Origin of the sequence: Synechococcus sp. H55.11 (genome assembly GCF_047462475.1) — a bacterium.
In the GTDB taxonomy this organism is placed as follows: domain Bacteria; phylum Cyanobacteriota; class Cyanobacteriia; order Thermostichales; family Thermostichaceae; genus Thermostichus.
Genome location: NZ_JANSJI010000317.1, coordinates 1,717 through 12,488, shown reverse-complemented (window position 1 = coordinate 12,488; position 10,772 = coordinate 1,717). Strand labels below are relative to the sequence as shown.

At 60.0% G+C, this 10,772-nt stretch carries 13 protein-coding genes; 7 read left to right on the top strand and 6 right to left on the bottom strand.

The window, feature by feature from the left end:
* Positions 1 to 336: 336 nt before the first annotated feature.
* Both NW853_RS12715 and gap read left to right on the top strand, forming a co-directional pair.
* Positions 337 to 852 carry a Crp/Fnr family transcriptional regulator gene (locus NW853_RS12715; protein WP_414334241.1) on the top strand — a complete coding sequence of 172 codons (516 nt, stop codon included), beginning with the start codon at positions 337 to 339 and terminating at the stop codon, positions 850 to 852.
* 179 nt (positions 853 to 1,031) lie between these two features.
* On the top strand, positions 1,032 to 2,051 hold the full coding sequence (gap, locus tag NW853_RS12710; RefSeq protein WP_414334242.1) for a type I glyceraldehyde-3-phosphate dehydrogenase: 1,020 nt from the start codon (positions 1,032 to 1,034) through the stop codon (positions 2,049 to 2,051).
* Here the strand turns inward: gap and NW853_RS12705 are convergent.
* On the bottom strand, positions 2,036 to 2,638 hold the full coding sequence (locus NW853_RS12705) for a 2'-5' RNA ligase family protein (protein WP_414349183.1): 603 nt from the start codon (positions 2,636 to 2,638) through the stop codon (positions 2,036 to 2,038). The two genes, gap and NW853_RS12705, sit on opposite strands and share 16 nt — an antisense overlap.
* Before the next feature lie 177 nt (positions 2,639 to 2,815).
* Here NW853_RS12705 and NW853_RS12700 point away from each other — a divergent pair, with 177 nt between their 5' ends.
* Positions 2,816 to 3,247 (top strand): (2Fe-2S) ferredoxin domain-containing protein, encoded by a 432-nt coding sequence (locus NW853_RS12700; protein ID WP_414349182.1) that lies wholly within the window; start codon positions 2,816 to 2,818, stop codon positions 3,245 to 3,247.
* On the opposite strand, the gene NW853_RS12695 is transcribed toward NW853_RS12700, so the two are convergent.
* The gene (locus NW853_RS12695) at positions 3,216 to 3,848 is read right to left on the bottom strand and encodes a lysophospholipid acyltransferase family protein (RefSeq protein WP_414334248.1); all 633 of its coding nucleotides are present in this window, start codon (positions 3,846 to 3,848) and stop codon (positions 3,216 to 3,218) included. The genes NW853_RS12700 and NW853_RS12695 overlap by 32 nt on opposite strands.
* 133 nt (positions 3,849 to 3,981) lie before the next feature.
* Complete coding sequence (locus tag NW853_RS12690) at positions 3,982 to 4,692, bottom strand: Uma2 family endonuclease (RefSeq protein ID WP_414349181.1); 711 nt, start codon at positions 4,690 to 4,692, stop codon at positions 3,982 to 3,984.
* A 151-nt stretch (positions 4,693 to 4,843) separates the two neighbouring features.
* Here NW853_RS12690 and NW853_RS12685 point away from each other — a divergent pair, with 151 nt between their 5' ends.
* The 3 genes from NW853_RS12685 (at position 4,844) to groL (ending at position 8,186) form a co-directional block, all read left to right on the top strand.
* A complete protein-coding gene (locus NW853_RS12685) occupies positions 4,844 to 5,965 on the top strand; it encodes an NAD(P)/FAD-dependent oxidoreductase (protein ID WP_414349180.1) in 1,122 nt (373 codons plus the stop codon).
* Between the two features lie 77 nt (positions 5,966 to 6,042).
* The gene (locus NW853_RS12680) at positions 6,043 to 6,372 is read left to right on the top strand and encodes a 30S ribosomal protein PSRP-3 (protein ID WP_414334283.1); all 330 of its coding nucleotides are present in this window, start codon (positions 6,043 to 6,045) and stop codon (positions 6,370 to 6,372) included.
* 185 nt (positions 6,373 to 6,557) lie between these two features.
* A complete protein-coding gene (groL, locus tag NW853_RS12675; protein ID WP_414334253.1) occupies positions 6,558 to 8,186 on the top strand; it encodes a chaperonin GroEL in 1,629 nt (542 codons plus the stop codon).
* A gap of 37 nt (positions 8,187 to 8,223) precedes the next feature.
* Here the strand turns inward: groL and NW853_RS12670 are convergent, their stop codons facing one another.
* Both NW853_RS12670 and NW853_RS12665 read right to left on the bottom strand, forming a co-directional pair.
* On the bottom strand, positions 8,224 to 8,619 hold the full coding sequence (locus tag NW853_RS12670) for a DUF4346 domain-containing protein (protein WP_414334255.1): 396 nt from the start codon (positions 8,617 to 8,619) through the stop codon (positions 8,224 to 8,226).
* Positions 8,620 to 8,743: 124 nt separating this feature from the next.
* Entirely contained in the window at positions 8,744 to 9,376 is a 633-nt protein-coding gene (locus NW853_RS12665) for a DUF4384 domain-containing protein (protein ID WP_414334257.1), read from the bottom strand.
* Positions 9,377 to 9,634: 258 nt separating this feature from the next.
* Here NW853_RS12665 and NW853_RS12660 point away from each other — a divergent pair, with 258 nt between their 5' ends.
* Positions 9,635 to 10,072, top strand: a complete 438-nt coding sequence (locus tag NW853_RS12660; RefSeq protein WP_414334259.1) for a tetratricopeptide repeat protein — start codon at positions 9,635 to 9,637, stop codon at positions 10,070 to 10,072.
* On the opposite strand, the gene NW853_RS12655 is transcribed toward NW853_RS12660, so the two are convergent.
* A complete protein-coding gene (locus NW853_RS12655; RefSeq protein ID WP_414336722.1) occupies positions 10,053 to 10,532 on the bottom strand; it encodes a TerB family tellurite resistance protein in 480 nt (159 codons plus the stop codon). The genes NW853_RS12660 and NW853_RS12655 overlap by 20 nt on opposite strands.
* Positions 10,533 to 10,772 lie beyond the last annotated feature (240 nt).

Genomic DNA, 10,772 nt, shown 5'->3' with positions numbered 1-10,772 from the left:
TATTCGCACCCTGGATGGCACCGATATTCGCGGCGAGGTATTCCTAGAAGGGACGGAGTTCGAGCGACGGGTTTCCAGCCTGCTCAACGATGAGCGCACGTTTGTCCCTTAACCGACTCGGAAATGTTCATCAACGGACGCCGCGTCGCCCATGCCGACTTTATCTGCGTCAACAAAAACGCCATTTCCCACGTTCTGGAAGAATAGCCTGGCTTGAACCGTCAATCGAGTCGTTTGGGTTGTCCCCCAACCTCTGGGGTGTCTCTCTCCCAGTACGATGCCAGCGGCGGTAGGATGAAACAGAGCTGGCCCCAAGCACTTCCAGCCGCTTACCCGATGAGCAGCACCCGTTATCCGTTTGAGCGTGTTCGCGACCACTTGCTCTTTCAGTCCTTGGCAGATGCTGAGTGGAAGGCATTGACGGCTGCCCTACTGCCCAGCCGATTCTCCCCAGGCCAGGTAATCTTCCAAGAAGGGGATCCCAGTAGCGACCTGTACGTAGTTCTCAGCGGGATCGTGGAGCTGCGGCGCCAGTACATGCGCTATCCCGGCGATTACTGGCTGGCAACACTGCATGCTGGGCGCGTGTTTGGAGAACTTTCCTTGCTGACGGGGCGGCGGCGCTCCTTTACCGCAGTGAGCCTAACCGAGGTGCAAACCCTGCGCCTCTCCAGCGAAGGGCTGCTCCTATTGCCCCTGGAAGTCCAGGTGAAGCTTTACCGCGCCTGGACCCAGATCATCGGCGAGCGCCTCTTTTGGCTCGACAGCATGTTCGCAGATCTCCTGGAACAACGGGGGGCGGAAAATGTCGCCTCGGCTATGGCCCTGCTGCAGCAGCGCTATCCTGCTTGAGGAAAAAGAACCCCTGCCGGCAGGCTGGGATCCCTAGAATCAAGGTTCTGGCGCTCCTACAAAGAAGCCAAAAATCAAGCGGTGGGATCCCAAATTTTATCTTCAGAATAGCCAGGGCTTGCGGTATTATGTGCTAAGCAGCAGCTCCCGAAGCATTTCAAGCAGCGAGGTTAAGAGCAGTGGTCAGGGTAGCCATCAACGGATTCGGTCGCATCGGTCGCAACTTTCTGCGTTGTTGGCTGGGGCGCTCCCAGTCCAACTTGGATATTGTTGCCATCAACGACACCTCAGACGCTCGCACGGCTGCCCATCTGCTCAAGTACGACTCCATCCTCGGGCCGCTGCAAGGGGCGGAAGTAGAGGCCGCCGAGGGTGGCCTGCTGGTTAACGGCAAGCATATCCACGTGGTTTCCGATCGCAACCCCAGCAACCTGCCCTGGAAAGAGTGGAAAGTGGATCTTGTTATTGAGGCCACAGGTGTTTTTGTAGACTACCAGGGTGCCTCTAAACACATAGAGGCGGGAGCCAAGAAGGTGGTGATCACGGCTCCGGCCAAGGGGGGAGACATCCCTACCTTTGTGTATGGCGTCAACCAACATACCTACGATCCGGTGCGGCACAACATTGTCAGCAACGCCAGTTGCACCACCAACTGCCTTACCCCCCTCCTCAAGGTGCTGCTGGACAAGTTCGGCGTCCTGCGGGCTACGATGACCACCACCCACAGCTACACCGGCGACCAGCGGATTTTGGATGGTGGCCACCGCGATCTGCGACGGGCGCGGGCGGCGGCGCTGAGCATGGTGCCCACTACCACCGGGGCGGCCAAGGCAGTAGCGCTGGTGATCCCCGAACTGAAGGGCAAGCTGAACGGGGTGGCAGTACGGGTTCCCACGCCCAATGTGTCGCTGGTGGACTTGGTGGTGCAAACAGAGCGGCGTGTGATTGCCGAAGAGGTGAACGCGGCTCTCAAGGAAGCTTCAGAGACCACGATGAAAGGGATCATTGCCTACTCCGATATCCCCTTGGTCTCCATCGACTATCGCGGCCACGACTGCTCGGCGATTGTGGATGCGGAGATGACCAGTGTGCTGGACGGGGATCTGGTGAAGGTGATGGCCTGGTACGACAACGAGTGGGGCTACTCGCAGCGGGTGCTGGATCTGGCTGAATACATGGCTGCTCACTGGGTTGAGTAGGCTGTTGTTTCCTGTCTCAATCCCTCAGAGGTGGAGAGGGAGAATTCGGCAAAAACTTGCCAGCGCTTGCCGTCATGGCTGAGGAGGGTGAGAGCGGAGGCGAGAAAGGATCCCTGGAAAGGGCGAGTTTTGAACTGTGGCCAGGCGGTGCGAAACTGGGCCGGGCTGAGATCCCGAAAGGCCACAGTCATGTGGGGGACAAAGGGACGAGCTGGGGTAGGGGCCGGCTCTGGCTTAAGCAGCAGATTCATGTGGCGCTGTGTCTTGGCCTGGAGCTGTTGCAGCTCAGGGGAGGGCTCGACGTGGATATAGATAACCCGTGGCGCGAAGGCACCGAAGCCGCGGAGCTCAACGGCAACCGGAGCCTGCTCCTTGGCAAACTCTCCCAGGGATCCCGTCAGGGCTGGCAGCTCGGCAGTGGGCCACTCGAAAGGAGGCACCAGGGTAATGTGAGGGGGCGAGCGCAGGGCTGCGCGGCTGGCAAATTGCTCGGCAAACTGTTGTTTGATGGCGGTCACTTGCTCCTGCAAGTCTGCCGGGGGTAGGAGGGCGAGAAACAGCCGCTGTTGGGGAGCGTCGTTCACCATTGCTGGACAGGTGAGGGACCTGTATTATCCAGGCTAGGACAGCCCAGCCCCAGACCTCTACCCCATTCCCTAAGGGTCAGAGGGTTTGTCGGGATGCCCGGCATCTTCTTTAGCCACTCATATTCTCATATAATTATCTAGCGATTATCTAGTGGCAGTAGGCTAGAGGGATCCTCTATGACCCAGCTTTCCGCTCCCGTTCCCACGCCGGCAACCGCATCTTCAGAACCTCAGCCGGCTCCGCTTCCGTCTTACCATTGGCATCTCTTTCTCTGCGCCGACCAGACCAAGCCCAAGTGCTGCGAGAAAGCCGTCGGATTGGAAGCCTGGGACTATTTGAGATCGCGGATCAGGGAATTGAACCTGGAAATCCAAGGCGGCAGCTCCCTGAGAGTACACCGCACCAAGGCCAACTGCCTGCGCGGGTGTGACTATGGCGTTCCCGGCCCGGTGTTGCTGGTGTATCCCGGTGGGTTTTGGTACCACTCGGCCACGCCCCCGGTGATAGAGCGGGTGCTGCAAGAGCATATCCTGGGCGGGATCCCGGTGGCCGAGTATCTGGTAGCCCAAGATACCCTCAGCGCCCCTGATCCAAAAGAGCGTGGATAGCCTGCACGTACTCTGCCGTCGCCTGTTGCAAATCAGCCTTATCACTGGAAGCAGGGGGGGGGATCACCTTGCCGATGCGCACCGTGATGGGGCAGAACAGCCGCGGCCAGCGGGATCCCTTGGGCAGCACCTTCTCGGTACCCCAGAGGGCCACGGGGAGCAGAGGTGTCTGGGTGCGCGCTGCCACCAAGGCAGCCCCCAGGTGAGGCTGGGGAATGCGGCCATCGGGGGTGCGGGTGCCGTTGAGAAAGATCCCCACCGCCCATCCCCGCGCCAGGGCTGCTTCCGTGGCTCGCAAGGCAGCGCGGTCAGAGCCGCCTCTCTTGACCGGGTAGGCCCCGTAGAGCCGGATCACCTGCTTCAGCGCTGGCACCCGAAACAGCTCTTCCTTGGCCATGAAGGCTACAGGGCGGCGCACTGCATTGGCCACCAGCGGCGGATCCAAGTGGCTGGCATGGTTGCTGACAATGATCAGGGATCCCTGGCGAGGCACGTTTTCCTGGCCATAGGTGCGGCCAAAATACAGTCCCCGAAACAGCGGATTGACCACCAGCCACTTGAGCAGCCAGTAGGCCAACCAATCCTGGCGGCGATAGCCCATCTGGACGATTTCCCAACTTAGGGGTAGCTCCCTCTTTGAGTGTAGGGGAAAGCGGGGGATCCCCAGGGACTTTGGAGATAGGTTTTCCTGAGACCTTCACTTAGGGTGGGATGCGGTGAGGGCCAGGAGTATGTCACCTCTCCAGATCAGGATCCTCGCCCAAAGCCCGCAACCTTTCCGCCAGACGCTCAGCCCGTTGGCGCTCCTGTTCGGCTCGTTGGCGCTCCAGCTCAGCCCGCTGGCGCTCCCGCTCGGCCCGCTCATCTCCCGTCAACAGCAACTGCCCTTGGGCGTCGCACCAGCGCAGCCAGCGGGCTTGTTTCCCCTCGAAAACTCCGTCCCACAGCCTCAGGCCCAGCTCCACCTGTTCCAGCCAGGTCTCGGTCATTTCCGCATAGTGGCGGCCTCGCAGCTCGAAAATGCGCAGCTCCTCTGGCCCCAGCTCGTGGTTGGGATCAAAAACCACGTAGTAGCTGACCCGCATCTGCTCGTAGCGACTGAGCTTGCCCCCTAGCTCGTCGCCTTCGCGGTTGGAGACAATCTCAATCACCACATCCGGCGGCTTGTCAAATTGCCAGAGCAGATAGCACCGGTTCTGCTTCTCCCACCATTGTTCCGGCACCGTGACATCCAGGCTGAGAAAAACATCCGGCACGATGGGAGGTCGGTTAGGGGTGGTGTAGATGCCCACATTGGCTGCTGCCAGGAAGGTTTTGTGGGGCAGAGAGCTGTAGAGTGCCCCCGTCAGGAGACGCTGCTGCTTTTCAGAGGCAAAGTTATCCACCGGGGTATCGTCCTCAGTGACCAGATCAGCGATGTCGGGCAGCAGCAGTTCAGTATCCATGGGCGAAGGCAGTCGGGGATGTCGACATCTTAGCCGTTTCCCCTACTTTTTGCCGCAGAGGACAAGGGCGGCAAAGCTGGCCGCTCTCCAGAAGGGATCCCGCCCGGAGAATGGGGTATCACGGCAAAAGGGATCTCTTTGAGGAAGAACCTTGAACTGTGACGTTTTGGTGATTGGCTGTGGCGTGGTGGGCTGTGCCATCGCCTACGAGCTGTCTTCCGCAGGGCTATCAGTGGTTGGGATCGACGCCAAGGATCCGGCCTCAGGCGCCACGGGCGCGTCACTGGGGGTGTTGATGGGGATCTGCAGCCGCCAGCCGGATGGGGAGGTGGTGCAGTTGCGCCTGAAAAGCCTGGAGCAGTTTGATCCCTTGATTGCCCGGCTGGAAGCGGACTTGGGTCGGAATTTGCCCGTCAATCGGCACGGCATCCTCAAGCTCCTTCGGGAGGAGGAAGTGGACGCTTGGCAAGCAACCCTGGCGGCTCGGCGGCAAGCAGGTTACCGCCTGGAGCTGCTTAGCCCCGGCGAAGTGGGATCCCTGCAGCCGGGTTTGCGCAGCGACCTGGCGGGGGCCCTCTACTCGCCCCAGGATCGCCAAGTCCAACCCAAGCTCCTCACTCAGGCCCTCTTGGAAGCAGCCCAGCGCAAGGGATCCCGCTTTTTCTTCCATCAGCCGGTTCAGAAGATCCAGCGCAGCCCGGATCCCCCCTTTCGCCTGCAGGCAATTGATACGCCCGCCCTCACCTTCTCGGCGGGGCACGTCATTCTGGCGGCAGGGCTGGGCAGCTCTCCTCTGGCCAAAGAGCTGGGGTTGCAGATGCCGTTGCAGGCCGTCAAGGGCCAGGCCCTGCGGGTCAAAGCGCCTAGGATCCCCCTGGGGCCGGTGGTCAGCGACGAGGATCTGCATCTGGTCCCCCTGGGCGATGGATCCCTGTGGGTGGGGGCAACCGTGGAGTTTCAGGCCCCCCATCCCCAGCCGACGCTGCTGGCGCTGCAAGATCTGCTGGCCCGCGCCATCCGGCTCTGCCCGGCTTTGGCCGAAGCGACTTTGTTGGAGCACTGGGCCGGCCACCGCCCTCGACCGGTGGGGCAGCGCGCCCCCATCCTGGGGCCGGCTCCCGGCTATGTCAATCTTTTTGTTGCCACTGGCCACTACCGCAATGGAGTGTTGCTGGCCCCGATTAGCGCCGCCGTCCTGAGAGATTTGGTGCTGAAAGGGAAAACAGCCCTCTGCGATCTAAGCGCTTTTGCCCCAAGACCTAAACAGGGCTGAGCGGGCCTATCCCCTGAGGGAGGCGGACTTATGTCAGAATAGAAGGCTGCCCGGCTCAGGCCGGGCCAGCGTGTGACCTGTCGAGTCCTGCAAAGGAGAAGAGAGCCTTGCCGAAGTTCGCCCTAAAAGCCCTGTGGCTAGAAAACGACTTGGCTATTGCTGTGGATCAGGTGGTGGCCAAAAACCGCAGCCCCCTCACCCACTACTTTTTCTGGCCTCGGGATGACGCTTGGGAGCAGCTTAAAGCTGAGCTGGAGAGCAAAACTTGGATCAGCGAGGAAGATCGCATCACTCTGCTCAACCAAGCCACCGAACTCATCAACTACTGGCAAAACGGCGGACGCAACCGCCCCATCAGCGAAGCCCAGGCCCAGTTTCCCGACATCCTGATCGGCGGCAACTCCTAAGCCTCTCGGCCACAACCTGACCCCGGATCTGTCCCACCTTGCTGAGTCTCCCAGTTTTGGGCTAGATTGGCACTCAGGAGTTTAGAGTGCTAACTTTCTGTTGGCTGAGCCGATGGATTCTTCCACTCCGCCCGGCAGCACTCGGCACAGGTAGCCCAGTCGAAATTACGAGGATCGCGGATTTTATGGCAAAACGGATTCTGTTTAGAGAAGAGGCCCGCAAGGCGCTGGAGCAGGGCATCAATCAACTGGCGGATGCGATCAAGGTTACGGTTGGCCCCAAAGGGCGCAACGTGGTCTTGGAGAAGAAGTTTGGTGCCCCCCAGATCGTCAACGATGGGGTCACGATTGCCAAAGAAATCGAGTTGGCGGATCCCTTGGAGAACACCGGTGCCCAGTTGATGCGGGAAGTGGCCTCCAAGACCAACGATGTGGCCGGGGATGGTACCACCACTGCCACCATCTTGGCCCAGAGCATGGTGCGGGAAGGGCTGAAAAACATTTCAGCGGGTGCCAACCCTGTGGCCTTGCGGCGCGGCATTGAAAAGACCACCGCCTACTTAGTGGAGCAAATTGCCGCCCATGCCAAGCCTGTGGAAGGCCGCAAAACCATTGCGGAAGTAGCCACCATCTCTGCCGGCAATGACAGCGAGGTGGGGGAGATGATTGCCAAGGCCATGGATGCCGTGGGGCGAGAGGGGGTGATCACCGTCGAGGAATCCAAGTCCTTGGAGACGGAATTGGAAGTTGTAGAAGGGATGCAGTTCGACCGCGGCTACATTTCCCCCTATTTTGTTACCGACACCGAGCGGATGGTGGCCGAATACGAAAATGCCTATCTGCTCATCACCAGCAACAAGATCTCCAGCCTGCAAGATTTGCTGCCCATCCTGGAGCGGGTGGCCCGTGAAGGTCGGCCTCTTTTGGTCATCGCAGAAGATGTGGAGGGAGAAGCGCTGGCCACTCTGGTGGTCAACAAGCTGCGGGGGGTGCTCAACGCGGTGGCGGTCAAGGCTCCGGCTTTTGGGGATCGGCGCAAGGCCATGCTGGAAGACATTGCCATTCTCACCGGCGGGCAGCTCATCTCCGAGGATCTGGGCATCAAGTTGGAGAACGTCACCCTGAACATGATGGGGGTGGCCCGCAAGATCACCGTCACCAAAGATAAAACGACAATCGTCACCGATGGCAGCACCAAAGCGGCGGTGGAGAAGCGGGTGGCCCAAATTCGCAAGCAACTGGAAACCACCGATTCCGAGTACGACCGCGAGAAGCTGCAGGAGCGGATTGCCAAGTTGGCCGGTGGGGTGGCGGTGATCAAAGTGGGGGCTGCCACCGAAACAGAGCTCAAAGACCGCAAGCTGCGCATTGAGGATGCCCTGAATGCCACTCGAGCGGCGGTGGAAGAAGGGATCGTTCCCGGCGGTGGGGCGACGCTTTTGCATCTGGCCAAAGGGATCCCGGCTTTCAAGGCAACCTTGAAGTCGGAAGAGCAGGTGGGGGCAGAGATTGTCTACCGGGCTTTGCAGGCTCCGCTCTATCAGATTGCCCACAATGCCGGTCTGGAAGGGTCGGTGGTGGTGGAAAAAGTTCTGGAGAAGGAGATGCCTTTTGGCTTCGATGCCCTGACCGGAACCTATGTGGACATGTTTGCTCAGGGGATCGTGGATCCGGCCAAGGTGGTGCGCTCGGCGTTGCAAAACGCAGCTTCCATAGCCGGAATGTATCTCACGACCGAAGCGATTGTGGTGGAAAAACCTGAGCCCAAACCGGCAGCCCCGACGGCTGGCTCCGGGGGCATGGGTATGATGTAGCCCCTCAAACGTACGCTCCGGCCCTGGGAGAGGCGGCTTAGTCTTGGATGTACTCCGCGCCGGAGAGCAGGGCAGCTTCGGCCTTCTGAAACTCCCGTCCCAGGTAGGCCGCATGGCTGAGCTGAGAGACAACCCTCTCCTGCTCTTTTTCGAAGATCTGCACACACAGTTCTTTGGCCGTGCGTCCAACATACACCCGTTCAGGGGAGCGATTGACGGAGCCCCTGGCCGGGATCACTGCTCCTGTTTCCGGATCGGTGGCCAGCCCCCGCTCGTTAATTACAGTGCGGTAGTACTTGGCGCAAATCAGGTTCTGCTCCCGATCCAGGTAGATGACAAAGTAACCCGCCGGATCCAGCTCCAAGGGCCGGCGGGAGAGATGGTCGTCAAGGCTGCGCATCTGCTCGCTCAGGGGCGTGGAGGAAGGAAGCATAGAACGGCTGACCCAAGACCGCAAGAGAGAAACGTAGCCGAGGCTACGTTTGCCTGCCTTCATTGTGACAGATGAAGCTGCTTTTTGGACAACCTCGGTTCTGGCGGATGGATCCTGTCTTGGGCTAGCGGGGGGCCACTCGATAAAATCGTGTGGTCGTCACCCACTGGTCGGAAGGGATCCCTTCGACGACAATGGCGCGGGCGATGGCACTGCCCAATTGGGATCCCCGCACCCGCACATCGGCAAAGGAGCCACTCTGCTCAAAAGAGGCGATCTCCTGGAAGTTCAGCGGACGGGGAGAGGCTACGGCCAACACCTGGGCTTGGCCGAAAGGTGGAGCGATGGTCAACCGGTAGCTGGCCCCCGGCGGTGGAAAGGTACGCACTTCTCCGGCCCGCAGAAACTCGTTCCCGCCGGAAAAGCGGTTGGGCAAAATCAGATGGGTGCGGCCATCGGCTTGGATGCTGAACAGATAGACGTAGGCATCGCGGTTGGTGCTCAGGGTAATGGCAATCGGTTCTCCAGGCCGGTAGATGGGGTTCGACCCGCGCCGATCCAGCTCCAAATTGACCTGCAAGTCAGAAGGAACGGGGTTGACGATGATGGAGCGGGTGCCAATCTCCAACTGAGCAGTGTCGGCCAGTTGCAGCCTTTGCAAGGGGGGGTAAATGCCCAAGGTTTGCGGAAAAACAGCGGTGGCCGGAGCTACAGACAACCCCAGAGCCAAGGGTAGGAAAAGCAGTTTGGCGTTCATTGTTCAACACCGGATCAAGGGTTATGTTCATCCTAGGAACGGGCCCAGGTGGAGCGGCTCAGGCTTTGCGCAATCTCCAATCTCCTGCCGCGGCAGTTTCTCCTACTGCAGATGGCATCACCGAGGGGAAAAAAACGCTGCAGCGGCGAGGGCACGGCTCCCTTCTCGGCATCTGGAGGAACGTAGCTGAGAAGGGCTAAGCTGCAAATAAGGGATCCCTTCCTCGCGCCAGATTCCAAGTCAACCCCCAACCGGCTTATGGCTCACGACAGCTACCAAGAGGGCATCGCGGCGGTACAAGCGGGAGATTTCCAGTCGGCCATGCGGGCGTTTCGGCAAGCAGTTGCTGCCGACCCAACCCACACCGAAGCTCGGTACAAGCTGGCCTGGGTGCTGGGTATGAGCGGCTACCTGGATCCGGCCTTGGCAGAGCTGGAAGCCGTTTTGGCGGCAGATCCCAACCATGTGGCAGCCCATTACAATCGAGGGGCCCTCCTGTTGCAAAAGGCCCAACTGGAAGCAGATGAGGATGGCCAAATCGAGCTATCCGTTCTGCAGCAGGCGGAAGCAGCCTTTCAAGCGGTGATGCGCTTGGATCCCACCGATCAACGAGCCTTTGCTTTTCTCAATTTGGTCAGGCGGGCCATTCGCAACCACCAGCCGCCCACCCAGGTCTCTAGCGGCAGTGGCGGGTAAACCCCTGCACCAAGGCTTCAATCGGCGCAATGCTGGGATCCCCGAGTTCGGCCTCTGCTTCTTGAGAGACCTGTCGTACCACTTCTGGGGGCAACTGCAGCCTATCCACCAACTGCCGAAAGGCGTCCAGCTCTTCCAGATTCACCACGGGTTCTTCCGGGCTGCGGGCGCTGGCCGCAATCACCAGGTAGCCCAACTTGAGGATGAGACGCTTCTCGGCCTCATCGTTGACTTTGGACAGCACCTCTGCCAACGGGACTTGCTGCACCAAATACTGGCGGATCTCCTGCGCTAAGCTGGCCTGCTGGCCGGGATGCGAAGCAAAATGCCGCGAGAGTTGCTGGGCGATGAGCTCCACTTCCGCAACCTCCAGCGCGCCATCAGACCAGGCCATCGCGGTGACAGCTCGCAGCAGATTCATTTGCTTGGGGGTAATGCCGGGCGGGGATGGAGTGGGCATATATCCTCCTGGGGTGGCTCATCTGCCAGTTTAGAAGCGGATCCCAGACCATTTCGGTTAAGTTTGGTGTCTGCTCGATGGCTCTTTCCAACCCGATTCAGACACTCACTTCCTGCTTCACCCCGGCCCCTCTCCCCAAGAGAGAGGGAAGCGCTTGGGCGTCCTACCAGTCGCATGCTCTGTGTAGCCCAAGGCGCAGGGGCAACGCATCGGAGAATGAGTCTCTTGGCTCAATCAGCC